The organism is Oleiphilus sp. HI0066 (genome assembly GCF_001635725.1).
Map to the genome: position 1 here is coordinate 13,980 of NZ_LWFH01001222.1, position 23,797 is coordinate 37,776.

21 protein-coding genes and 1 other RNA gene are annotated in these 23,797 nt (G+C 44.6%); 13 read left to right on the plus strand and 9 right to left on the minus strand.

The window, feature by feature from the left end; translation table 11 throughout:
* Positions 1-35: 35 nt before the first annotated feature.
* Both rpiA and A3738_RS16925 read right to left on the minus strand, forming a co-directional pair.
* Complete coding sequence (gene rpiA, locus A3738_RS16920; protein WP_068475987.1) at positions 36-707, minus strand: ribose-5-phosphate isomerase RpiA; 672 nt, start codon at positions 705-707, stop codon at positions 36-38.
* Positions 708-761: 54 nt separating this feature from the next.
* A complete protein-coding gene (locus A3738_RS16925; RefSeq protein WP_068502986.1) occupies positions 762-2,492 on the minus strand; it encodes a bifunctional diguanylate cyclase/phosphodiesterase in 1,731 nt (576 codons plus the stop codon).
* Between the two features lie 195 nt (positions 2,493-2,687).
* Here A3738_RS16925 and ilvA point away from each other — a divergent pair, with 195 nt between their 5' ends.
* Positions 2,688-4,205 (plus strand): threonine ammonia-lyase, biosynthetic, encoded by a 1,518-nt coding sequence (gene ilvA / locus A3738_RS16930; RefSeq protein WP_068502983.1) that lies wholly within the window; start codon positions 2,688-2,690, stop codon positions 4,203-4,205.
* On the opposite strand, the gene A3738_RS16935 is transcribed toward ilvA, so the two are convergent.
* The 4 genes from A3738_RS16935 to A3738_RS16950 all read right to left on the minus strand — a co-directional run bounded on the left by A3738_RS16935 (position 4,184) and on the right by A3738_RS16950 (position 5,573).
* Complete coding sequence (locus tag A3738_RS16935) at positions 4,184-4,801, minus strand: 5-formyltetrahydrofolate cyclo-ligase (protein ID WP_068501846.1); 618 nt, start codon at positions 4,799-4,801, stop codon at positions 4,184-4,186. The two genes, ilvA and A3738_RS16935, sit on opposite strands and share 22 nt — an antisense overlap.
* Positions 4,802-4,822: 21 nt before the next feature.
* A non-coding RNA gene (ssrS, locus tag A3738_RS16940) (6S RNA) lies at positions 4,823-5,001 on the minus strand.
* A gap of 72 nt (positions 5,002-5,073) precedes the next feature.
* Positions 5,074-5,367 carry a cell division protein ZapA gene (locus A3738_RS16945; RefSeq protein ID WP_068475983.1) on the minus strand — a complete coding sequence of 98 codons (294 nt, stop codon included), beginning with the start codon at positions 5,365-5,367 and terminating at the stop codon, positions 5,074-5,076.
* Complete coding sequence (locus tag A3738_RS16950; protein ID WP_068475982.1) at positions 5,367-5,573, minus strand: TIGR02449 family protein; 207 nt, start codon at positions 5,571-5,573, stop codon at positions 5,367-5,369. Before A3738_RS16950 ends, A3738_RS16945 begins: the two co-directional genes overlap by 1 nt.
* Positions 5,574-5,745: 172 nt before the next feature.
* On the opposite strand from A3738_RS16950, the gene A3738_RS16955 reads away from it, so the two are divergent.
* From A3738_RS16955 to A3738_RS16975, 5 genes are all read left to right on the plus strand, one after another.
* Positions 5,746-6,351, plus strand: a complete 606-nt coding sequence (locus A3738_RS16955; RefSeq protein WP_068502980.1) for a UPF0149 family protein — start codon at positions 5,746-5,748, stop codon at positions 6,349-6,351.
* A 15-nt stretch (positions 6,352-6,366) separates the two neighbouring features.
* Positions 6,367-7,680: a Xaa-Pro aminopeptidase gene (pepP, locus tag A3738_RS16960; RefSeq protein ID WP_068475980.1), complete on the plus strand. Its 1,314-nt coding sequence runs from the start codon at positions 6,367-6,369 to the stop codon at positions 7,678-7,680.
* A 2-nt stretch (positions 7,681-7,682) separates the two neighbouring features.
* Positions 7,683-8,921: an FAD-dependent monooxygenase gene (locus tag A3738_RS16965; RefSeq protein ID WP_068502978.1), complete on the plus strand. Its 1,239-nt coding sequence runs from the start codon at positions 7,683-7,685 to the stop codon at positions 8,919-8,921.
* Between the two features lie 16 nt (positions 8,922-8,937).
* Entirely contained in the window at positions 8,938-10,206 is a 1,269-nt protein-coding gene (locus A3738_RS16970; RefSeq protein WP_068502975.1) for a UbiH/UbiF/VisC/COQ6 family ubiquinone biosynthesis hydroxylase, read from the plus strand.
* A 140-nt stretch (positions 10,207-10,346) separates the two neighbouring features.
* Positions 10,347-10,706, plus strand: a complete 360-nt coding sequence (locus A3738_RS16975; RefSeq protein ID WP_068502972.1) for a hypothetical protein — start codon at positions 10,347-10,349, stop codon at positions 10,704-10,706.
* A gap of 7 nt (positions 10,707-10,713) precedes the next feature.
* On the opposite strand, the gene A3738_RS16980 is transcribed toward A3738_RS16975, so the two are convergent.
* Entirely contained in the window at positions 10,714-11,082 is a 369-nt protein-coding gene (locus A3738_RS16980; protein ID WP_068500275.1) for a ribosome recycling factor family protein, read from the minus strand.
* A 183-nt stretch (positions 11,083-11,265) separates the two neighbouring features.
* Between A3738_RS16980 and A3738_RS16985 the strand changes: the two genes are divergently transcribed.
* Positions 11,266-12,213, plus strand: coding sequence for a sodium-dependent bicarbonate transport family permease (locus A3738_RS16985; protein ID WP_068502969.1), 948 nt, complete (start codon positions 11,266-11,268; stop codon positions 12,211-12,213).
* A 4-nt stretch (positions 12,214-12,217) separates the two neighbouring features.
* On the opposite strand, the gene A3738_RS30020 is transcribed toward A3738_RS16985, so the two are convergent.
* Together A3738_RS30020 and A3738_RS16990 are read right to left on the minus strand one after the other, a co-directional pair.
* Positions 12,218-12,394, minus strand: a complete 177-nt coding sequence (locus A3738_RS30020) for a hypothetical protein (RefSeq protein WP_156502777.1) — start codon at positions 12,392-12,394, stop codon at positions 12,218-12,220.
* A 32-nt stretch (positions 12,395-12,426) separates the two neighbouring features.
* On the minus strand, positions 12,427-12,981 hold the full coding sequence (locus A3738_RS16990) for an ABC transporter substrate-binding protein (protein ID WP_068502966.1): 555 nt from the start codon (positions 12,979-12,981) through the stop codon (positions 12,427-12,429).
* A 54-nt stretch (positions 12,982-13,035) separates the two neighbouring features.
* Between A3738_RS16990 and A3738_RS16995 the strand changes: the two genes are divergently transcribed.
* The 6 genes from A3738_RS16995 to cobA all read left to right on the plus strand — a co-directional run bounded on the left by A3738_RS16995 (position 13,036) and on the right by cobA (position 23,766).
* Positions 13,036-14,154: a succinylglutamate desuccinylase/aspartoacylase family protein gene (locus A3738_RS16995; RefSeq protein ID WP_068502963.1), complete on the plus strand. Its 1,119-nt coding sequence runs from the start codon at positions 13,036-13,038 to the stop codon at positions 14,152-14,154.
* Between the two features lie 128 nt (positions 14,155-14,282).
* A complete protein-coding gene (locus A3738_RS17000; protein WP_156502776.1) occupies positions 14,283-16,835 on the plus strand; it encodes an EAL domain-containing protein in 2,553 nt (850 codons plus the stop codon).
* A gap of 302 nt (positions 16,836-17,137) precedes the next feature.
* Positions 17,138-19,702: a nitrite reductase large subunit NirB gene (gene nirB / locus A3738_RS17005; protein WP_068503009.1), complete on the plus strand. Its 2,565-nt coding sequence runs from the start codon at positions 17,138-17,140 to the stop codon at positions 19,700-19,702.
* A 46-nt stretch (positions 19,703-19,748) separates the two neighbouring features.
* Positions 19,749-20,114: a nitrite reductase small subunit NirD gene (gene nirD / locus A3738_RS17010; RefSeq protein WP_369819817.1), complete on the plus strand. Its 366-nt coding sequence runs from the start codon at positions 19,749-19,751 to the stop codon at positions 20,112-20,114.
* A gap of 2 nt (positions 20,115-20,116) precedes the next feature.
* A complete protein-coding gene (locus A3738_RS17015; RefSeq protein WP_231876681.1) occupies positions 20,117-22,876 on the plus strand; it encodes a nitrate reductase in 2,760 nt (919 codons plus the stop codon).
* Positions 22,873-23,766, plus strand: a complete 894-nt coding sequence (cobA, locus tag A3738_RS17020; RefSeq protein WP_068502954.1) for a uroporphyrinogen-III C-methyltransferase — start codon at positions 22,873-22,875, stop codon at positions 23,764-23,766. Before A3738_RS17015 ends, cobA begins: the two co-directional genes overlap by 4 nt.
* Positions 23,767-23,797 lie beyond the last annotated feature (31 nt).

The following is a 23,797-nucleotide window of genomic DNA, read 5'->3' on the forward strand; positions in this document are numbered from 1 at the left end:
TGTCTTTCGTCCTTGGTTTTTGCATTTGGCTTAAGTTAAACAGTCACTTTCTTCACGCCATCTGAGGTACCAACAAGCAAGATATCTGCAGGACGCACAGCGAATAAACCGTTGGTGACGACACCCGTTAATTGATTGATCTTTTCTTCAATAGCGATGGGTGATTGGATTTTCATATTGTGCACATCAAGGATGACGTTGCCGTTGTCGGTAACAAATCCTTCTCGCCAAACTGGATCGCCACCTAACTTGACCAGTTCACGCGCAACATAGCTGCGAGCCATTGGGATAACTTCAACAGGCAGTGGGAATTGGCCAAGCAAGTCAACTTGTTTTGTGTCGTCAACGATACAGATAAACTGTTTCGCTACAGCGGCCACGATCTTCTCTCGCGTGAGCGCGCCACCGCCACCTTTCACTAACTCTAAACGGTCGTTACATTCGTCGGCACCATCAATGTAAAAGTCGAGTGATTGCACGCCATTAAGTTCATAGACAGGGATTCCATGCGCCTTGAGACGTTCCGCACTCGCTTCACTGCTGGCAACAGTGCCATCAAATGTATGTTTAATGCTAGCGAGATGGTCGATGAAAAAGTTCGCAGTTGAACCTGTTCCGATACCGATAATGCTATCGCTATCGAGCTTATCTTTTATGAGGTTTAATGCCTCAAGCGCGACAGCACTTTTTAATTCGTCTTGCGTCATGTCAGAGTCCAATCAATGAAATTTTGGTGAAGTATAGGGCGCATGAAAACTGAATTAAAGCAAAGCTTCTATGTCTTTTGCGGGCAAAGGCTTACTCAGTAAAAAGCCTTGCATCGCATCGCAGCCGTTATCCATCAGAAAATGCTGCTGGGCTATAGTTTCAACACCTTCTGCTACAACTTTGAGGCCGAGGCTGTGCGACAAACCAATAATGGCCTTAGTGATCGATTGATTTTTTTTGTCATCAATAATATTGCTGACAAAGCTTCGATCAATTTTCAATGCATCGAGGGGGAGTGCGCTTAAGTATGATAAAGACGAATATCCTGTACCGAAGTCGTCGACTGATACTTTAATCCCTAGATTTTGGAGTTGTGTAAATATGTCTGCACAACGCTCTGGATCCGACATAACAGCTGTTTCTGTCAGCTCTAGTTCGAGACATTGGGGAGAAATTTGACTCGTTTCGAGTGCTGATTCAAGTGAAGAAATGAATCCGTCATAGGCGAGTTGACGACTTGAAACGTTGACGCTGATGGTAACGGAAGGATCAAGTCCGCATTGCTCTTGCCAATATTTTAATTGAGCACAAGCATCATTCATGACCCATAAACCTAAGTCATTGATTAAGCCACTTTCTTCTGCGATAGAAATAAATAATATTGGGCTAATCATTGTGCCTTCTAATTCCCAGCGAAGCAGTGCTTCAAACCCAATGATTTCTTTACCGGCAGGGCCGTATTGCGGCTGATAGTATGTCATCAGTTGTTTGTTTTCGATGGCATGCTTGAGTTTTGCACCAAGTTCAATGCGCATCATTGCTTCTTCTTCTAATTCTTGAGAAAAGTAAGCGAATTGATTACGTCCTTTATTTTTCGCCAAGTACATCGCTGCATCGGCATTTTTCAAGAGTACGTTCGCGCTATTTTGTGTGCCATCGTACATCGCGATACCGATACTTGCTGCCGCGAAAATTTCATGTTTTTGTACAAAATGTGGTGCTGCCAATGCATCAATAATGCGGTTCGCGACAGTACTGGTATCTGCACTGGAATTTACATCAGTAAGCACTATACAAAACTCATCGCCGCCAAGCCGTGCCACATAATCGATGTCGCGTACACAGCCTTTTAATCGCAGCGCGGTACTACGCAAAAGTAAGTCTCCAACAGAGTGCCCGTATGAATCGTTGACGACCTTGAAGTGGTCAAGGTCAAGAAACATGACGGCGATAGAGCGGCTCTTTCGCTTACTTGTTGAGACGAGTCGAGCAAGGATGTTGGTGATTTGCTCACGATTAAATAAGCCGGTTAATTGATCGTGCTGCGCGTAATCTTGTAAGCGTTTAAATGCTGTTTTTAGGTCTCTTTGTTGTTCTTCGATCACGCGACGTTGGCTATCTAGCTGAAGAAATACGCGTGTCTTAGATTTGATGATCTCGGGCTCGACAGGTTTCTTCAGTATGTCGACAACGCCGCTTTTATAACTCCGTAAGATATCTTCATCATCATTTTTTAGCGCGGTGATAAAGATGATTGGGACATAACGACAACGAGGGCGTGCGTGAATTTCTTTAGCAAAGTCATAGCCCAATATGTCAGGCATCATGATGTCTAGATAGATCAACGCGATATCATGCCTGTGTAAAATAGAGCGAGCTTCTTGCGCATTACTCGCCAGAAACACGCGAGCCCCGCATTCCTCAAGCGCTGATTCCATTAAGGTTAAGCTAACAGGTGAATCATCAATGACTAATATCTTCTGTTTAGACTTATGTTTTGCCACAGCCACATCCTTGCAAATTAAACTCCACTAAACACGAATAGATAGATCGTTTACTGCTAATCTGATATCTGTTCAACAAGTATTAATAGCAGAGGAATACCTGTTTAGCCACTCGTTTCAGCGCGCAAATTTAGTTACTATTACGAATCTTTATGCCCCATAGAATCTGGGCTTGGTTAGGTTTGTAAGTGAGTTATGTTAAATAAATATATAAAGAAAATTTTGGATGCGCGCGTTTACGATGTCGCGATTGAGTCTCCGCTCACTCATGCCCGCAGTTTATCGCAGCGCTTGGGCAATCAAGTGCACTTAAAACGAGAAGATTTACAACCAGTATTCTCTTTTAAATTGCGCGGCGCTTATAACCGAGTTCGCCAGCTTAGTGACGAAGATAAGGCCAAAGGTGTGATTGCAGCGTCTGCCGGAAATCATGCACAGGGCTTAGCGCTGGCAGCTAAAACTTTGGGCATTAAAGCGACTATCGTCATGCCTAAAACAACACCTGAGATCAAAGTGAGTTCTGTCCGAGCTAGAGGTGCAAAAGTTGTTTTAGTGGGTGATACCTTCGATGAAGCCTCTGCTTATGCTCAAGAGCAAGTTGCTGAAAAAGGTTTAGTGTATATTCCGCCTTACGACGACGAGGACGTTATTGCTGGCCAAGGCACGGTTGCGATGGAGTTGTTAAAGCAGCATCCTGATAAAGCACATGCGGTTTTTATTCCTTGCGGTGGCGGCGGCTTAATCGCAGGCATGGCAGCGTATATCAAGTACCTTCGCCCTGATATCAAAGTGATTGGCGTTGAGCCCGAAGATGCGGCATGTTTGCAAGCGGCAATGAAGTCGGGCAAGCGTGTCGTGTTAGATCAAGTTGGCATTTTTGCCGATGGTGTCGCGGTTCGACAAATAGGCAAGCTTCCTTGGGATGTCTGTAAAGATCATGTTGATGATGTGATTACGGTGACGACCGACGAAATATGTGCAGCGATTAAAGATATTTTTGATGACACGCGTGGCATTGCGGAACCGGCTGGTGCAATTGGTGTCGCTGGGTTGAAAAAGTATGTAGAGCAGACCAATGTTGAGGGCGAGAACCTTTTGACGGTTGTCTCTGGCGCAAACATGAACTTCGATCGCATGCGATATATTTCAGAACGTACTGAAATTGGCGAGAAGCGCGAAGCGATTTTAGCGGTCACTCTTCCTGAGAAACCGGGTAGCTATAAGAAGTTTATTAAGGCACTGCATCGTCGGAATATTACGGAGTTTAACTACCGATATACTGATGGCTCTGATGCTCAAATTTTTGTTGGTGTGCAAACTTCAGGGGTTGAAGGCGAACGGGTACAGCTTGTTGAGGAGCTTGAGGAACAAGGTTATCCAGTGATGGATTTAACCGATAATGAAGTCGCTAAACTGCATGTGCGACATATGGTCGGTGGCCCATCTAACGCCGAAAATGAGCAAGTATTTCGTTTTCAGTTTCCTGAGCGCCCTGGCGCTTTGATGAAATTTTTGACCTCGCTTGGTAGCAAATGGAATATCTCAATGTTTCATTACCGCAACCACGGAGCGGCATATAGTCGTGTCTTTATGGGGGTGCAGGTCAGTGAAGAAGAGAAGCCAACGTTTTTAGCGATGCTAGATGAAATTGGTTTTCCGTATTGGGATGAGAGTGATAATCCTGCCTATCTTCAGTTCTTGCGCGCGAAATAGGTATGTAGCTCGGTAGTGACACTATTAAGGCGCACATCCCACGCTTGGGTTTCGATGGGTGGCAGTTTTTGTAGCTCAAACGCTAGACCGAGCAGATAAGGAGGGCGCCATGATGCGCCCTTTTTTGTTTTAAACTCAAAATGGCGGTCGTAATATCCGCCCCCCATTCCCAAGCGCGCGCAGTCTTTATCGAACCCCACTAAGGGGCACAATACGAGTGATAAACATCTCGCGGGTATGCGCTTACGAATACTCATTGCTGGTTCGGGCATATTAAATTTATTGCTGATCAATTTGTCGTCAGTTTGATACTCGATGAAGACCATTTCGTTTGAACGAAAGCGATCTAACACAGGTAAATAGACTTTTTTGTTTAATGCAAAACACGCTTGAATGAGGAACTGGGTATCGACTTCACCTTTGTCAGATAGATATAAGCCTACGTGTTTGGCTGCAATAAATTTGGGATTAGCAATGATTTTCTTCGTGATGGCGAGGCTTTTTCTCCGCCGACTACTTTCAGGCAAAGCACGACGTTCTTGACGAATTCTTCGTCGTTGTTCATGAGGTGAAAGTAGAGAGGATGTGTCGCTCATTATATTGAGTCATTTAAAGTAGTGTGCCCGAAATGCCGCTGCCTGATAGGGCCTTGAACCGAAAAGGTTCAAGGTGGCTAGCACATGATATGAATTAGGCTTTCCCGTCGATGGGGACCTGCACACATCATACAACATACTTGCCTGGTACTAAGTATCGGCTCGAGGACTTATCTAGCTGGCAAACATTCCAGAACACATCGCAAGTATATGTATTTACTTAGCTGTTTGCATTCAGCATTCCTAAAAAAAACAAAAAATTAAAGTTGAAACTAGCGAGCGTCTTTCGCACCGAGCATGCGATCCATTTGTGCTTCAAGCTTTGATAATTTCTTTTGATCACCAAAAGTGTTCTCAGAGCTTTGCATTAACTCGTAGGTAAGATTCAAAGCAGCCATTACAGCAATACGTTCACTGCCAAAAATCTTTCCAGAATTACGTATTTCACGCATTTTGCTGTCGAGCTGCACTGAAGCTTCACGAAGTTCTTTTTGTTTGTCTGCTGGGCAGGCGACGAGATACTCTTTGTCCAGAATCTTTACTTCAAGCGTATTCTGCTCAGACATTAATTTTGCTCCAAAGCACGTAGGCGACCGATCATGCCTTCTATCTTAGATTTTGCGAGTTCGTTTTTTTGTAGTAGTTGAGTACGTTCGTTATGAAGCTCTTCTTGTGACTGCTGTAAGCGAGCATTGTCTTCTTCAAGGCGCTGACAGTAGGCAAGTAATTGCTCAACTTTGTCTGAGAATCGGCTGATAGACGAGTTGTCCATGACTGCTTTCCTTAGTGATGACCTAGAGCGAAATGAAAGAGCATCTAAGATAGTCGGTGTTTCTTAATACTACGACTATAATTTGGCTCCGCCTTAGGGTCAATAAGGCTAACACCACGGGGTGAATCAGTCGTATAATTTCCCTTAAAATTTTTGCACCAACGGAGTCTCTATGAGTGATGAGATGCAATTAGAGAGCGATTTTGAATGGCTCGCCAATGTCTATAACTTAAACGGTGCGATTAACCACCCGAGTGAGTTACATGGGATTGTTATGGGACAGCTTGCCGGAAAGAGTAAGCTTCAAGACGAAATTTGGCTTGGCCTGTGTCTAGAGCACATGGGTATCGAAGAGTTCAACGTAGATAAGCAACCGAATGTCCAATCGGACCTTTGTAATTTTTACCATCAAACAGTGGAAAAAGTAGACGCCGATTCAAGCGAGTTTCAGATATGTATGCCTGATGACAGCTACTCTTTATCTGAGCGTGGGGAATCTTTAGGTGCTTGGGTTTCTGGATTTTTGGAAGGAATCGCTGTTGCGCAAGCGCAAGGTTTAACCAATCTTGACCAAGATCTAAAAGAAATACTGAGTGACTTGGTAGAAATTAGTCAGCTTGATGCACGTTTGGATAGCTCCGAAACCAGCGAGCGTGATTTTTTTGAGGTGTGTGAATACGTCCGTATCGGGGTATTGAATTTATATGCTGAGTTCAATGAGCCTGAACCGCCAGCAGACACACTAGAAACAAACGAACCATCTCCGACTTTGCACTAGTAATTAGGAGCCTTCATGAGTATTCCTATTTCAGAATATGCCGAGCGCCGCAATGCGCTCGCCGAACACATGGGCGATAACGCGATTGCGATATTGCCCTCAGCCAAGCTGTTAACTCGAAACAATGACGCAGAATTTCCGTTTCGACAAGATAGTGATTTCTATTACCTCACTGGGTTTAATGAACCTGATGCTGTGCTAGCTCTTATTCCCGGGCGAGAACATGGTGAAGCTGTGTTGTTCTGCCGTGAAAGAGATCCAACAAAGGAAATGTGGGATGGCAAAATTCTTGGGCCAGATCGTGCGTTGGAAGAGCTTGGTGTGGACGATGCATTTCCGATCAGTGATATCGACGATATTTTGCCGGGGCTTATTGAAGGCCGAGACAAGGTCTTTTACGCCTTAGGTCGCGATGCTCAGTTTGATGCGCAAATGATGGAATGGGTGAATACCATTCGCAGCAAGGTTCGCAGCGGAGCGCATCCTCCTGGCGAATTTGTTGCACTTGAATATCCATTGCATGAATTGCGTTTATTTAAGAGTGAAGCCGAGATAGAGACAATGCGACGAGCGGCTCAAATTAGCGCGCAGGCTCATGTGCAGGCCATGCGAACGAGTAAAGCCGGCTTGTATGAATACTCTTTAGAAGCTGAATTGTTACATCAATTTGTACGTGAAGGAGCGCGCTTTCCTGCTTATTCTTCGATCGTTGGAAGCGGAGATAACGCCTGCATTCTGCATTATATTGATAATAACGAAGAACTCCACGATGGTGATTTAGTTCTGATTGATGCTGGCTGTGAACTCGATTGTTATGCATCGGATATTACGCGTACTTTTCCCGTAAACGGAAAGTTCAGCAAAGAGCAGACAGAGATTTATCAAATTGTTTTAGATGCCCAAGAAGCCGCGATTGCTCAAGTGAAGCCAGATAATCACTGGAATCATCCACATGAAGCCGCCGTTGAGGTTATTGTTGATGGCTTGATCAAACTTGGGTTGCTTGAAGGTTCTCGTGAAGACAATATCGAGAATGAGACGTATAAAAAATTCTACATGCACCGCACAGGTCACTGGCTAGGTATCGATGTTCACGATGTAGGTGAATACAAAAGCGGCGGCGAATGGCGAGTGTTAGAACCAGGAATGGTGATGACAGTTGAACCAGGCATATACATCGCTCCGGGCAGTGAGAATGTACCATCGAAATACCATGGTATTGGGGTACGAATAGAGGATGACGTTGTTGTTACCTCTTCAGGTTACGACGTTTTGACGAACGGCGTACCAAAGACGATCCAAGAAATCGAAGCGTTAATGGCAGAATAGTAATGCAAGATCAAGCTGATCACTTACGAACCGAATATGATATTGCCGTGATTGGTGGAGGTATGGTTGGCATTCCTCTTTCAATTGGTTTGGCTCGATCTGGCTTCAGCGTGCTGCTTCTTGAGAAGTTCCCTATTAAGGCTAACGCTCAGCCTCAAACTATACATAATAGTTTCGATAGTCGCTCCACAGCTTTGTCATTAGGTAGCGTCGAAATATTGAAAGGTCTCGATCTATGGGATGCAGATTCAGTACAAGCAAATCCAATTAATACGGTTCATGTTTCTGAGCAGGGGCGAATGGGAACAACTCGAATTGCCAAAACAGATTTGCAGCTTGATGCCCTTGGCTATGTCGTTCCAAACATGGCCTTTGGTCAGTACTTATCTTCGCAGTTATTAGATAGCAAGGTAGATGTTCTTGATGGAGCCAATGTTTCGCAGGTTGTCATGCACGATACGCACGCTCAATTAATCGTTGCTCGTGACAATGGTGGCGCACAGGAGTTAAAAGCTAAGCTCGTCATCGCCGCGGATGGTGCCAACTCCCCGACAGCTCAGGGCTTGGGAATAGAGTACCAAATCAAGTCTTATGAGCAATTTGCCATTGTTGCAAACGTAGAGACGGAATTACCAAATGAAGGTGTTGCTTTCGAGCGCTTTGCTCGAACAGGTCCTTCAGCGCTTTTACCTCTCACAATCGATACGAGTGCTTTGGTATGGACCTTATCTGAGCAAGATGCAGAAGCCGCTATGAAATTAAATGAGCGTGATTTTGCGGACAAAGTTGCGCGTTTGTTTGGAGATCGTCTAGGACGAATTCTTAATGTGAGTAAACGGGTTTCGTACCCTTTGACTTTGAAGCAGGCTAAGGAACCGGTTCGTTCTCGCTTTGTAGTGGTCGGGAATGCTGCGCATAGCTTGCACCCCGTAGCTGGGCAAGGGTTTAATTTAGCTCTTCGCGGTGTTGCTGGCGTGATTGAAGGTCTGAGGCAATCTAGTCGAGATGCGTATTGGAGTTATTCTGTCTTACAAAATATCGCGCAGCAGCATCAGCCTGAACAGCGTAAAATTGTGAGCTTTAGTGATCAACTGATTGATGTGTTTTCCCCAGAGTCACACATCCCAGCGCTAGCTCGTAGTGCTGGTTTAGTGACTCTGAATGGCTTATCGCAACTAAAGTCAGAGTTTGCAAAGCATGCAATGGGGCGAGCTCAGACATTTGATTTAGAACGCGCTTGAGAGAATTCGATAATTTATGTCTGAGCAAACGTCCTTAAATGATCAATCATTTGACCTCGCTATTGTGGGAGCGGGGATTGTTGGTGCAAGCGCTGCACTATGCCTAGGTCAACAAGGCTATCGTGTGGCTTTGATTGATCGGCAATCACAACCTGATTTAGCCGTCGATATGAAGCGCTACTCTGTAAACGACTACTCGGCTAGAGTCAGTGCCTTGACGCCTGCAAATGTCGCTTTTTTTCATCGTTGTGGTGTTTGGGAGCATCTTCCTTCATCACTTGTGCAACCTTACCAATATATGGAGGTTTGGGAGGAACTAGGCGGCGGTCGTATCCATTTTGATTCGGCTGAATATCAGGCCCAGGCGCTTGGATACATTATCGAGAATCATGTATTGCTGGCAGCCTGTATGAGAGCCATTGGCGAGCAAAACAATGTGCATACCTTCTTCGAGAAAGACATTACATCATGCGCCTTGATCTCTCGCGAGGGCGAGCAAGCTCGCGCCTATCAATTAAGTTTTTCTGATCAACCATCTGTGTATGCGAATCTACTTATTGGCGCTGACGGTGCTAATTCTAGTATTCGTAAACAGCTGAATTTGGCGATGCGCGAATGGGATTATGATCAAGAAGCTATCGTTTGCACTGTCGAAATGGAAATGCCTCACGGTATGAAGGCGCGTCAGCGTTTTGCCGAGAGTGGCCCCGTAGCTTTTTTGCCCTTAAATAACTCAAGTACAGAAGGGGCTTCATCTGATGCTTCGTTTTGTTCCATCGTGTGGTCGATTGATACAAATAAAGCTGCGCATATTTTTTCATTGCCTGAAGTCGAGTTTAAACGTCAGTTGGCCGCACAAATAGAAGGTGAGCTAGGCGCGGTTAAGTCAGTATCTAAGCGATTTAAATTTCCTCTACGCCAACGTCATGCAAATAGCTATGTTGCGGATCAAGCCATTTTGATGGGTGATGCTGCGCATAGTATTCATCCTTTAGCTGGCCAAGGCTTGAACCTCGGCTTGGATGATGTGCAGGCACTGATCAGTATTGCAGAAGATGCCAAGAAAAAGGGGTATGAGCTTTCAAGTCCCATATTATTGAAACGCTATGAGCGAGCGCGTAAGAGCGAAAACTTTTCAATGATGCTGGGTATGGAAGGGTTTAAAAGATTGTTTGGTGCGACAGACCCTATAGTACGTTTGATCAGAAATCTCGGCGTGGATGCAATGAATCGTCATACTTTTATAAAAGCCCAAATTGCTAAAAAAGCGATGGGTCTACAGTAAAGCGTTCGCTTTATGTAGCGCCCGTTTTTTGCAGAAATCCGTTCAACATTCCTAATCGTGATTCGCGACATATTCGTATTTCTGTTTTTATCGGACAATAGCTCCGCGGTGACCGTCACGAATAAAAAGAGAATATACCGATGCCATTAAAATACTTATTCATCCTTCCGTTGCTAATTGTAGTGTTTAGTAGTCCAGTGAATGCCAGCGGGACCGTTAATTTTACGACCAAGATGCCTCCAGAGTTCGAGTTTTGTGGGAAGAAAGTTGGCCGCGGCACGCCTGAGTATGATGCCTTGTTTAATTGGTTTAATAACAACACTACGGGTTGGTACGAGTCTAATTTACCCTATGAATTAGGTTTGACGTATATGTCGCAAACGTTTCGGGTTAATTTGATGGATAACAAAGTGATTGTGAGTTATGCCAGTGCAACCTCGGTCGGCCAGTTGGTAAGAGCTGCAAAAACTTCAGGTTTTTCTCGTTTATGCAATAAGTAAGTACTTGCTATTCTGACCATTCAATTTCGTCAATAACTAGCCTAGCTTGTGCGCTCGTACAGTCTGTGAGCCTCATGAGTTGATTAACGCTGATTGGCCAATGTTCTTTGGCAAGCGTTTTTAGGTCTTTCAAATTTAATTCTGGTCGCTGCTTCTTAAGCAGATTTGCAACCCATAGCCAGCTTTCTTGTTTCGCTGATTCAATACTCTTTTGTAAGTTGATGGACTGTTCTGTATTGAGTTCGATTGTCCAATTTCGAGATCGTCCTCTACGCGTTAATGTCACACCTTGGTCTTTTATAAGGCATTTAAGATCCTGCGCATTTTCGACACGGCGAATAAAACTATTCAGTTGGATTCGAAAAAATTGAGGCATTTTAGAGGGATATTTTTAGAGGGTCTCAGAAATATAGCTGTTTTATATGCTATGAGAATCTAACAAATACTTTTACAATAGTCTCGCGGCAATAAAAGGCTGACCAATAAAAACGCGCTTGCCTTTGTTGTCTCTTCTGATTTGCATAGCCGTTTGGCTACTGTTCTGTGCGAAAGACTTACTATGCCTGATATCGTTGTCATGTTTTTTTTGCTCGGCCTAGTTGCCGGGCTTCTCAAATCTGATTTGAGTATTCCAAAAGAAGCCTACGATACCCTGAGTTTACTATTAATGCTTACCATCGGATTGAAGGGTGGTATGGCCTTATTTGGTAGTGTTTCGACTAACTTGATATGGGAGATGTTAACCGTCGCCTTAGTTGGAGCGATTTGCCCTTTATTAATTCTTCCTATCTTACGTTTTGTCTGTGGCGTATCTCTCGCCAACGCCAGCAGTATTGCAGCTCACTATGGTTCGGTTAGTGCCGGTACCTTTGCGGTTGTGCTGACGTATGCAGAGTCCAATAACATTGAGTTTGGTGCGCAAACGACGCTTTATCTGGTTATGTTAGAGCTTCCAGCGATTATTGTTGCCCTCGCCATTTATCGTTTTTTCAATTCGGAGAAGCAAGTTGAAGGCGTTTCTCATCGCGCTATTTGGCATGAAACATTGACGAACCGAGGTGTTGTATTGCTCGTTGGTGGTGTTCTGATTGGCTGGATGTACGGGCCAGTGCAAGGTGCGTCGGTCACCGAGTTATTGACAGGAGGCTTCAAAGCAATCTTGGCTATCTTCATGTTAGAAATGGGACTTACCGCGGCTGAAACACTCCGTCCCTTCCCATACAAACAATGGAAACTGGTTATCTTCGCATGCGTCACACCGCTTGCATTTGCTGCGATTGGCGCAGGCGCTGGTATAGCTTTGGGGCTGCCTGAAGGCTCAGTTCTTATTCTTGCGACTTTAGTCGCTAGTGCTTCCTATATTGCTGCGCCGGCAGCAATTCGAAGCGCTATTCCCGATGCGGATATTGGCTTAGCCATGCTGTTATCACTAGGCTTGACCTTCCCTCTGAACGTTATTTTTGGTATCCCTTTTTACCATTCATACATTTCACAGTGGATCGCATAGTTACTTAGCTACCCGTATAGTTCGCAACAATTCGATCCAGCTCTCCAGTGCGTTTTAGCTCCTCTAAATGCATTTTTACTTCTTTAATTGTACCGACCTTGTTTTGAGGGAGTGCGAAGAAAAATGGTTTTTCTGCTAGACGCACTTTGGTTTTTGCGATGCCTTTTTCGTGCGTTTTCATCAAGGTAAAGTCGATGACGTGTGTTGAGCCGACTAAGCAATCACAATGATTTTTTTGAGCATTCGCACCATAGTTTCATTGTCGGGCGATTGTACGATTCGAATATTTTGCTCTTCGGAGACGAGCTCGATCACAGGATTTTTGTAGCCAAGTCGTGCGCATATTGTTGTGTTCTGAACCTCACTTAAATGTTTCGGTGTTGTGGTGTCGCGAAGTCGCTGGTAGAGAACTTTGGTTTGTGAGAAATAGGTAGGTATGAAATTTAACTTATCATCAATTTCCGTATAGTCAGGATGCATTAACGCAAAATCGATTTGCCCAGAAAACAATGCATCATCCAATCGCTTGCGTGGGATTTCCGTGAATCGAAGTTTATAGGGTTTCATTCGCGCGACGATATCTGGAATGATGCAGATATGATCACCGTTGTTATTTTTCCAAAAATAAGGTTCGAGACCATCCTTTAGGTCATAATGAAATAGGGTAACTTCTGATGCGTGCGTTGTTGTTATTTGAGCTATAACAGCAAGCAATAAACATTTTATAAAAGCCATCATGATGCGTGATTCAATGTATTTAGGTGACATAAAAAAACATAATGGCGATGCAAGCAATCATACTTTCGTCTTAAAGGATTCTTTATGCAATTCAACACATACCCACTGAGGCAACAGACGATTGGAACACGAAGAGAATTAGTCAGTCTGCATTACGGGAAGAAAAGTAGAGATCTAAAGATTTATCTTCAAGCCAGTTTGCATGCGGACGAGATTCCTCCCATGTTAGTGCTGCACCATCTCAGAAGCTTGCTCGATCAAGCTGAGAAAGAGGGATTGATCGAAGGTGAGATTGTCTTGGTGCCATATGCCAACGCAATTGGTTTGTCTCAACATGTGATGCACGATCATTTGGGACGATTCGATCTGAACACAGGCTTGAACTTTAATCGTAGCCACCCCGATTTCTATGAGTTGATCGCTGAGAATATAGAGTCCCAGTTAACACAAGATATCGAAGCTAATAAACGAGCTATTCGAAAAGCCATCGCCGATGCGTTTGAACAAAGGCCTCAGTTAAGCGAGTTAGACGAGCAGCGCGCGATACTTTTAAAGCTATCTCATGATGCCGACTATGTATTGGATATGCATTGTGATTTCGAAGCATTAATGCATCTATATACCGATACACCCTACCTTGAACAGGCCGAACATTTATCGCGTTATTTAGGTGTAGAAACGCTGCTCCACGCAGAAGGATCAGGCGGCTCTGCTTTTGACGAGGCGCAAGCAGGCGCGTGGTATCGACTTCAGGAACGTTTTGGCACGCGTTACCCAATTCCTTTAGCTGGCTGTGGCGTCACCATAGAATACCGTGGTGAGGCAGACGTTAGTCATACGTATGCTAAGCAAGATGCACAGAATCTGTTTGCGTGGTTATGCGCTGTTGGTGTGATTGACCAATCGACACCTTCTGAACCAAAGGCGAAATTTGAATCAACGCCTCTTGCTGGCTGTGATTCAATTGATGCGCAAACAACAGGTATTATCGTTTTTTTAAAAGAGCTGGGAGACTGGGTTGAAGCAGGTGAAGCGATCGCCGAAATTATTAGTCCCGTAGACCAATCTGCAACGCCTGCATGCGCGACGGTTAGCGGTAAGTTTTTTGCCAGAACAAACCAACGGTTTGCTGCAAAGGGAACACATATCGGCAAAATCGCTGGTGCGAAAGCGTTCAAAGAAGGGGGTTTGCTAGGCGCTTAGAAAAAATGTACAAAAAGTGCGCTATCGCTTTATTCTGATCTAGACTTTTAAAGAGAATAAGAGTCTAGAGAATTCGTTTAGTGTTTGTGTGTCATTCCTTTTTTCGTTTGCGAAGTGTCTTGTTTTGCTTGTTATTTGTTTTAAGCAATTATTCTGTTGCAGGGCAAAGTTCAGCGTTGAATACCTTTGAAGGTGTGTATCAGTCACCACTTTCAGCCTCTTACTCCTACCTCATTGATCAAGAATTATCTCTGCAATTGCGAGACATTCAAAAACTACCTGAAGATAAGTGGACCCAAGGTGCCAGCGAGCAAAGAAGCTTTGGGTTTACCAATGCACAACTCTGGTTTAAAACACGCATTAAAAATGGAGCTGACAAGGCCAACAACTTTATTCTTGAGATCGATTACGCTCAGCTTGATCATGTTGTCTTCAATGCGCGTAAGCAAGATGGAACCGAGCTTGGACTGGCCACTGGTGATCGCAAACACTTTGCGCACAGGCAAGTCGACGATCCAGGTATTCTTTTTCGTTTTTCGTTAGAACCCAACGAAGAAATTGAAATCTACACGAGCGTGAAAACAAAAGGCTCGATGACCGTTCCCATGTTGATTTGGGAAGAGAAGCATTACTTTGAACAAGCTTCGAAAGAGCAAAAGGCTCATTTCTTTTACTATGGCGTTCTGACGATTATTGCGATTATTAATCTCGCTGTTTTTCTTCGCTTAGGCGAACGATTGTATCTTTATTATGCGCTGGCTATCGCAAGCTATTTGTTATTCTTTGCGAGTAGTCGAGGATATGTCCATCAACATTTTCTAAATGATCTGCCCGAACTAAATGGGCGCCTGTTCTTGGCGTCTATGCCCTTGCTCTCTATTTTTTCTCTTTTATTCGCAAAGTTATTTTTGCGAATGAAGTCGATTAGTCCGCGCTTCGATAAGCTTCTTCAGGCGATGATAGCGCTGGAGTTGATACACCTCTGTATCATTTTATTCGCAGATTATAGCATTGCGGTGCGTATCTCGGTTGTGGGTGCGTTATTGCTTTTTAGCGTCCTCGCTTTTGCAGGTCCCATCGCTTGGTATAAAGGGCTTCGTTCAGGTATTTATTTCACGGTTGCTTGGATTCCTTTGACCGTTGGTTTTGCGATAACAAGCGGCCGCACTACAGGCGCATTGCCAAATACATTTTGGACTGAGTACGCCATGCAGATTGGATCTGGACTTGAGGCATTGATTTTGACTTTGGCTCTTGCAGATCGTTTGTATCGCGAGCGTGAAAAGAAAATATCTGCGCAATCAAAGAGTCTTCATATCGAGCAACAGCGAAATTACACACAGAGTTTGTTAACGCAAACCATGTCACGTGATCGAGTCACTAATCTGCTTAACCGAAATCATTTCGAGAACCTCTTACGTGAGCAGATGGATGCTGCGCCCAATAGAAGAATGATGATCTCGATGGTGCATTTGACGCGCATCTCTGATATTACGCGGACGCTCGGCTTGGCCAGCTCTGAGACGGTTTTGGCGCAAATGGCGGTGTTTTTAAACGAGAAGTGCAGAGATATGTTCGGAGTAATTAGTGTTGAGCATATGCAAGGAGTTGGCCCAGACGCGGCGTTTCAAATTGCGAATGAAACATTCGGTGTACTTATTGATTTAGATAAATTCGAAAAAAACCGTCAGCCGTTTGATGATCTCTTAGTCGAGCTCGCATCGCCGATTGAATTTGATGGCTTAACGTTTGAACTAGCACCATTATATGGTTGCTCTCTTTATCCCAATCATAGCTCAGAGCCGGCACAATTAATTCGAAATGGATTGATTGCGATGGATCGCTCCGAAAGAGGCTCCATGGGAATCTATAGTGAGAAGTACGATATCTATAGTTCGAGCCGGCTTACCCTGATGACAGACTTACGTAAGGCCTTGAATGATGATGCGCTCAGTTTAGTGTTTCAGCCGAAGTTTGAAATTAGTAGCGGGAAGGTGATTGGTCTCGAGGCTTTAGTACGTTGGATTCATCTAGAGAATGGTTTTGTTCCTCCGGATCAATTTATTCCCCTGGCCGAAGAAACTGGGGTAATTAATGAGCTGAGCTTATGGGTATTTCAAGAAGCGATACGTGCTTTGGTAATGCTGCGAGCTCAAGGCTATGACGGAAGCATGTCGATTAATATTTCAGCGCGTGATCTGAAGTTTAAGTATTTTGGCGCTCAACTTCTTAAAACACTGAAGACCGAGAATGTATCACCTGAATTGGTTTATTTGGAGTTAACCGAAACTGCGGCGATGGATGATCCGGCGTTTAGCATTGCGACACTGGATAAATTAGCAGCCCATGGGTTCAAGATTTCAATTGATGACTTTGGCGCGGGTTATTCATCGTTGTCATATCTCAAAGGTTTGCCTGCAAGTGAAATCAAGTTAGATCGCTCTTTGATCGAAGATATAAAGAATGATGAAAACTCAAAAGTGATCATACAAACCGTGATTGCGATGGCGGAAGGTTTAGGCTGCGATTTGATTGCAGAGGGCATCGAAGATGCACAAACTTTAAAAGTCTTAGAGAAGTTATCGTGTAACCGTTATCAAGGTTACTATGGCTGTAAGCCCCTGCCATTAGATCGATTGCAGCGATGGCTTGAACAAGCTGGCGCGATCTCTTCTAGCTAATCATTGGTGCGCCAGCACCATTATGGTGCATAAAGCTCGGTAGCTACTGATAAGTCTAGCCTTGTAAGTGCCTGAATCTTATAGAGATATAAAGTTGGTACTAAATTTGTATTAGAAATCGTATCGCAAAGCAGTGTTAAAAACCGCGCGGGGTATGACGACGGTTCATACTCACACAGAACAGAGACAGCATATTAAGAATGAACTTAATGTGCTGACGGCAAAGAAGCCCATGCTAACTAGCAAATATGCTGGTGGCATGGGTTTTTTTTTGCCCCAAAATTTTTGGTGGAGAAGAAGTTATGCAAGCATCAACAATGAAAGTATTGGTAGTCGGCAATGGAATGGTAGGCCATCATTTTGTTGAGCAGATACTTGAACAAGATATGAACGTCGAAGTGACAGTTCTTTCTGCAGAGCCAAGGTTGGCGTACGACCGAGTGCATTTGTCGGAGTACTTTACAGGCAAAACAGCAGCTGATCTTTCACTTACAAGCGCAGAATACTATGAAAAGCTAGGCGTGAATTTTCATGTGAATGCAAAAGTTTCTCATATTGATAAGCAAGCCAAGACGGTTAAGACTGAAGCGGGTGATGTGTATGCTTACGACAAACTCGTGCTTGCTACGGGCTCCTTTCCTTTTGTTCCTCCAATTCCTGGTAATGATCAAGAGCATTGCTTGGTGTATCGAACCATTGAAGACCTAGAGCAAATTGAAGCCTCATCTAAACAAAGCAAGGTTGGTGTTGTTGTGGGTGGTGGTCTGCTTGGTCTTGAAGCGGCAAATGCTCTCAAGCAAGCAGGTCTCGAAACCCACGTTGTTGAGTTTGCTCCGCAGCTAATGGCGGTTCAAGTAGACCAAGTTGGCGGTCAATTGCTGAAGTCAAAAATTGAAGAGCTTGGCGTGCAAGTCCATACCGAAAAAGCGACGCAAGAAATCGTATCTGGCGATACTAGCCGCTATAAAATGAAGTTTGCTGATGGCTCAGATCTAGAAACCGATATGATTTTATTCTCGGCAGGTATCCGTCCAGAAGATGGTTTAGCTCGAGAGTTCGACATCGATATTGGCCCGCGTGGCGGCATCGTGATCGACGATAATTGTCTAACGTCCGACCCAAATATTTATGCGATTGGTGAGTGTGCGCTTTGGAGTAACTTTATTTTTGGTTTAGTTGCCCCTGGCTATACCATGGCGCGCGTCGCGGCGAGCCATCTTGCAGAAGGTGATTTGAAGTTTGAGGGTGCAGATATGAGCACCAAACTCAAGTTGATGGGAGTCGACGTAGGCTCTATTGGTGACGCTCATGCTCGCACAGAAGGTGCTTTGAGTTACACCTATGAAAATCAACCTGAAGGTGTTTACAAGAAGATCGTTGTTGATGCAGACAAAAAGCTACTTATTGGTGCGGTGCTAATAGGTGACACTTCAGACTACGATACTCTTCTTCAGTATGCTTTAAATGGTATCGACCTTCCTGAAAAACCAGAAAGTTTAATTCTTCCTTCTACGAGCGATGCTGCGCCTGCGCTAGGTGCTGATGCTTTACCAGCGACTGCGACGGTATGTTCTTGTCACAACGTCTCTAAGGGCGACATTGTTGATGCAATGGATGCGGGCAACTGTGATCTTGGCTCGGTGAAATCATGTACTAAAGCAAGCACCGGTTGTGGTGGTTGTGCGGCCTTATTGAAAAACGTCGTTGATAGCGAACTAGAAAAACGCGGCGTAGAGGTCAATAAAGATATTTGTGAACACTTTGCTTATTCTCGCCAAGAGCTCTTCCACATTATTAAAGTCGAAGAAATCAAAAGTTTTGACGCGCTGCTTGAAAAACATGGTCGCGGTATCGGTTGTGAAATCTGTAAGCCTGCGGTCGGTTCAATTCTCGCGTCAGTATGGAACGATTTCGTGCTTCAAAAAGAGCACGTCAAACTTCAAGACACCAACGACACTTATCTTGGCAATATGCAAAAAGATGGTAGTTATTCGGTTGTACCTCGTATCGCTGGTGGTGAAATTACACCTGACAAGCTGATTGTTCTGGGGCAAGTCGCTAAGAAATACAACCTATACGCAAAAATCACTGGCGGGCAGCGTGTTGATTTATTTGGTGCGCGCGTTGAGCAATTGCCTTTCATTTGGGAGGAGCTGATCGCTGTAGGTTTCGAGACCGGCCATGCGTACGCAAAAGCGCTACGTACGGTTAAGTCATGTGTAGGAAGCACTTGGTGTCGTTATGGCGTCCAAGATTCCGTTGGCGCAGCGATTGATATTGAAAACCGATACAAAGGCTTGCGCGCACCGCACAAAATGAAAATGGCGGTTTCAGGCTGTACGCGAGAGTGTGCAGAGGCGCAAAGCAAAGATATCGGCATTATTGCGACCGAGAAAGGTTGGAATTTATACGTGTGCGGTAACGGCGGTATGAAACCTCGTCATGCTGATTTATTCGCTACTGATATCGATACTGAAACACTGATCAAATATATCGATCGCGTCTTGATGTTCTATGTCAGAACGGCAGATCGCTTGCAACGTACTTCTACATGGATGGAAAACTTAGAAGGCGGTCTTGAATACCTAAAACAAGTGGTTATTGAAGACTCGTTGGGTATTTGCGCAGAGCTAGAAGCCCAGATGCAGCATGTTGTGGATACCTATCAGTGTGAGTGGAAAACGGCAGTTGAAAATGAAGAGTCGCGTAAGCGCTTCCGTCAGTTCGTAAACGCGGCTGATGCGACTGATCCTAACATCGTATTTGTTCAAGAAAGAGATCAAATTCGTCCAGCAACAGAGCAAGAAAAACAATCAGGTGATCTGATTGCGACGGATAAAGCCCTTGCTGAAGATGCTTTGGCTTAATACATAAGCCTCTAACGAATTAAGAACGAATGATATAAGAGAGAAAATGATGTCTAGCAATGAAAACTGGGTTTCTATCTGCCAAACAAACGATCTTATCGATAACTCTGGTGTTTGTGCCTTAGTAAATGGAGAGCAAGTTGCGTTGTTTAAGTTTACGCAAGGTGAACAAGAACAAGTACTCGCGATTAGTAACTTTGACCCGATCGGTAAGGCGAATGTGCTTTACCGTGGTTTGATTTGTTCAGTTTCGGGTGAAGATACTCCGCTGCGTTATGTGGTTGCTTCACCTTTATATAAGCAGCGTTTCTGTTTAACAACGGGCGAATGTATTGATGATCCAGAGCAATCTGTTTCCGTGTTTCCGGCACGTATCGTTGATGAAATGGTTCAGTTAAGTGTAGCGAGTTAATTGTGTCTAGCGCAGAGCTTATTCAGTTTAAATCTGTTGGGTCAAACGTTGCACTGCAGCGCACGACTTGCCCTTACTGCGGCGTGGGTTGTGGTGTCGATGTCCAGATTCAAAATGTTGAGTCTGAGGAGGCTTCTGAGGCAGAAGTTTTGGGGCTGAGTGGCACTCCTGAGCATCCAGCAAATTTTGGTCGACTGTGCGTTAAAGGAAGTCGCTTACTAGATACCTTAGAAGATAGTGGGCGCTTACTTTTTCCTGAAGTTAGTGGGAAGCAGGTTCCTTGGGAAGCTGCGACCAACGAAGTGGCTCAGCGCTTTCAAGATATTATTGATGAGCATGGCCCAGACAGCGTTGCACTGTATGTATCGGGGCAATTACTAACGGAAGATTATTACGTCGCAAACAAGTTGATGAAGGGTTATATCGGGTCTGCCAATATCGATACGAACTCTCGTCTGTGCATGTCCTCAGCAGTTGCTGCACATAAACGCGCATTTGGATCAGATGTCGTACCGTGTAGTTATGAGGATTTAGAGCAAACGGAATTGCTCGTTTTTATAGGCTCAAATGCGGCTTGGACACATCCTGTTCTGTTTCAACGCGTTGAGCGTGCGAAACAAATAAATCCAAATCTAAAAATTGTATTTATCGATCCACGTCGCACAGCAAGTTGTGAAGTCGCAGATCTTCATCTCCCTCTGAAAGCAGGAAGTGATGTTGCCTTGTTTAACGGTTTGCTCGCCTATCTGGCAGAGCATGATGGGCTTGATAAAGCTTATATTGATCAGTCGGTTGAAGGAGTTGAGCAAGCAGTAGAGGCCGCACAGTCTTTCACTATTGAGAAGGTCGCACAGCTATGTGATTTGCCTGAGCAAGATGTAGAAGAGTATTACGCAAGCTTTGCGCAAACAGATAAGGTGATTAGTTTTTTCTCGATGGGCGTGAATCAGTCGAGTGCTGGCGTTGATAAAGCTGCGAGTATTATCAATTGTCATCTTGCGAGTGGAAAAATCGGCAAAGAAGGGTGTGGACCTTTCTCTATTACCGGTCAACCAAATGCAATGGGCGGTCGAGAAGTAGGCGGTTTGGCCAACTTGCTGGCTGCACATATGGATATTGATAACGCAGAACATCGCGCGCTAGTACAAGAATATTGGTCATGCCCAACAATTGTTGAATCGCATGGGCATAAGGCTGTAGATCTGTTTCAAAAGATTGAATCAGGCGATGTTAAAGCGGTCTGGGTGATGGCGACCAATCCTGTCGTGAGTCTGCCAAACAGGCTTCAAATAGAGAGCGCGCTGAAAAAATGTGATTTCGTTGTTGTCTCAGATTATGTGTCGTCAAACGATACTTTACCCTTTGCTGATGTGAAGTTGCCGGCGACGAGCTGGTCAGAAAAAGATGGCACGGTGACGAATTCAGAGCGCACGATTTCTCGTCAAAGAGCTTTCTTGCCGCCTCTAGGTGAGGCAAAGCATGACTGGCGAATTATCTGTGATGTCGCAATTGCAATGGGTTTTGACGGATTTGATTTCGCTTCTCAGCATGAGGTCTTCGATGAGTATGCTGGATTGACGGCATATAAAAACAACGGAAGTCGGGACTTAGATCTAAGTGGTTTGTGTGATTTATCGTCTCAAGAATACGATCAGCTAGCTCCTGTTCAATGGCCCATAAACGACGAGAACCCAAAGGGCACTAAACGATTATTTGAAGATGGAAAGTTCTTTACTCTGTCTCAAAAAGCAAACTGTATTGCGGTGCAGTTCCGTCCTCCTGAGCAGGCAGTTAGTGAAGACTTTCCGTTTGTGTTGAACTCTGGAAGATTGCGCGACCAATGGCACACCATGACACGTACTGGTGTGAGCGCACAATTGAGCCAGCATACTGCGAACGCATATATAGCGATTCACCCAGAAGATGCCAAAGATTTAAGTCTTGAACAGGGTGCCTATGTGTCGGTCACTTCTGCCGTGAATTCAGACGCTGATCAGGTCGTGTTACCAGTCGTAATCGATGATGGATTACGTCGAGGTGAGTTATTTGTACCCATTCATTGGGGTACAACATGGTCTTCATCATCGGCAATTTCAAAGCTATATACAGATGCAAGAGACCCCATTTCTGGGCAGCCAGAATTGAAACATGCGGCTGTTGCGCTTTCACCGGTCGAGATGGCTGAATACGGCGAGTTATTTAGTCTAGACGAGCTTCCGATTCAATGGCTAGATGCGCAGTTTTATGTGTGGTCGAAAGCAAAAGTCCGTGGCGGCATGATTTACCGATTTGCGTGCAAAGAAAAAAGCACCACGCTTGGTTCAGCTCTGAATGCGGTTTATCAGGATGTGCATGAGCGTTATTCCTATCAGCATCAAAATGGAATGAATCGTTTTGCGACGCGCGACCAATCATTAGTTTACGGCGTATTCACGCATTCAGAGGCGCAAGAATATGAGCGAGCTTGGTTAGAAAGCATGCTTGATAGTAGCGTCTTGAGCGAAGAACAAATCCAAGCACTTCTGCATGCGGAAGTAGACTCCGTCTATGCCCAAGGTCGCATGGTCTGCAGCTGTTATAAGGTGGGTGAAAAAGAGATCATCCGAGCCATACAAGATGACGGCTGTGATAGCGTTGAAGCTTTGGGGTCGCAATTAAAGTGCGGCACAAATTGTGGGTCGTGTAAGTCTGAACTCAAACAAATTCTTAAGCAAAATCTTGTTCCAGAAGGTGAACGCATTACCTTAGAGGAGTTTTCATGATTACTGCTGCAACAAATTTATTAGCTCTATTTAGGCGCTCTTCAAATAATGATGGAGAGGTTAAGGACACAGGGTTTATAAATCGGGTTAAAACTCAAATACAAGCTCGTTCTAAACGAGGTTGTGTAACGATTATTGGTGCGGGGCCAGGTGATGTAGAGTTGCTCACCCTTAAGGCTTATCGCGCGCTACAAAATTCAGATGTCATTTTGTTCGACGCACTCGTGTCCGATGAGGTGGTGGCGCTGTTTCCTAAACAAGTACAACGCATTTATGTTGGTAAGCGCTATGCCCAACATAGCATGTCTCAAGAGGGTATTTCGGCGTTGATGCTAAAACTGGCACTTGAAGGAAAACAGGTAGTACGAGTAAAAGGCGGCGATCCCGCGATTTTTGCTCGTGTTGGTGAGGAGTGTCAGGTACTTCAACAATCTGGAGTTCCAGTTTGTGTTGTTCCTGGAGTCACAGCCGCATCGGGCGCGTCTTCTTATGCTGGTATTCCCTTAACACATCGCAGTTGTGCACAATCGGTTCGGTTTGTGACGGCACACATGAAAAGTGCTGAGACAGAACCCAATTGGGCATCATTGAGTGAAGGAGTATCAGGGCAATCGAAAAACGGAGAAACCTTAGTATTTTATATGGGGCTTCGTCGAATCGACTTAATTGCTCAGAGGCTTATTGAGCATGGGGTTTCTGCTTCGTTGCCTGTGGCAGTGATCGAAAACGCGACAACCCCTATGCAAAAGATCTGCATAGCCACGCTTTCTGATATCGTAGAGAAAGTTCGAGATCAAAAAATCTCTGGTCCTGCGATTACGATTGTTGGTGAAGTGGTGAACTTGCGTTATCCAGTGGAAAGAGAAGCTGCTGCTGTTGCGACCGCCTAACTTTGTTACACTATATTGGTGTGCGATTGTA

Bases quoted from the DNA above. Each gene is read 5' to 3' on its own strand.
- A3738_RS16970 (WP_068502975.1), top strand. From the start codon at position 8,938: ATGTCTGAGCAAACGTCCTTAAATGATCAATCATTTGACCTCGCTATT.
- A3738_RS16945 (WP_068475983.1), bottom strand. From the start codon at position 5,367: ATGTCTGAGCAGAATACGCTTGAAGTAAAGATTCTGGACAAAGAGTAT.
- A3738_RS16975 (WP_068502972.1), top strand. From the start codon at position 10,347: ATGCCATTAAAATACTTATTCATCCTTCCGTTGCTAATTGTAGTGTTT.
- A3738_RS16950 (WP_068475982.1), bottom strand. From the start codon at position 5,573: ATGGACAACTCGTCTATCAGCCGATTCTCAGACAAAGTTGAGCAATTA.
- A3738_RS16935 (WP_068501846.1), bottom strand. From the start codon at position 4,801: ATGAGCGACACATCCTCTCTACTTTCACCTCATGAACAACGACGAAGA.
- A3738_RS16955 (WP_068502980.1), top strand. From the start codon at position 5,746: ATGAGTGATGAGATGCAATTAGAGAGCGATTTTGAATGGCTCGCCAAT.
- ilvA (WP_068502983.1), top strand. From the start codon at position 2,688: ATGTTAAATAAATATATAAAGAAAATTTTGGATGCGCGCGTTTACGAT.
- cobA (WP_068502954.1), top strand. From the start codon at position 22,873: ATGATTACTGCTGCAACAAATTTATTAGCTCTATTTAGGCGCTCTTCA.
- rpiA (WP_068475987.1), bottom strand. From the start codon at position 707: ATGACGCAAGACGAATTAAAAAGTGCTGTCGCGCTTGAGGCATTAAAC.
- nirB (WP_068503009.1), top strand. From the start codon at position 17,138: ATGCAAGCATCAACAATGAAAGTATTGGTAGTCGGCAATGGAATGGTA.
- A3738_RS16980 (WP_068500275.1), bottom strand. From the start codon at position 11,082: ATGCCTCAATTTTTTCGAATCCAACTGAATAGTTTTATTCGCCGTGTC.
- A3738_RS16965 (WP_068502978.1), top strand. From the start codon at position 7,683: ATGCAAGATCAAGCTGATCACTTACGAACCGAATATGATATTGCCGTG.
- nirD (WP_369819817.1), top strand. From the start codon at position 19,749: ATGATGTCTAGCAATGAAAACTGGGTTTCTATCTGCCAAACAAACGAT.
- A3738_RS16990 (WP_068502966.1), bottom strand. From the start codon at position 12,981: ATGTCACCTAAATACATTGAATCACGCATCATGATGGCTTTTATAAAA.
- A3738_RS16985 (WP_068502969.1), top strand. From the start codon at position 11,266: ATGCCTGATATCGTTGTCATGTTTTTTTTGCTCGGCCTAGTTGCCGGG.
- pepP (WP_068475980.1), top strand. From the start codon at position 6,367: ATGAGTATTCCTATTTCAGAATATGCCGAGCGCCGCAATGCGCTCGCC.
- A3738_RS30020 (WP_156502777.1), bottom strand. From the start codon at position 12,394: ATGAAAACGCACGAAAAAGGCATCGCAAAAACCAAAGTGCGTCTAGCA.
- A3738_RS16995 (WP_068502963.1), top strand. From the start codon at position 13,036: ATGCAATTCAACACATACCCACTGAGGCAACAGACGATTGGAACACGA.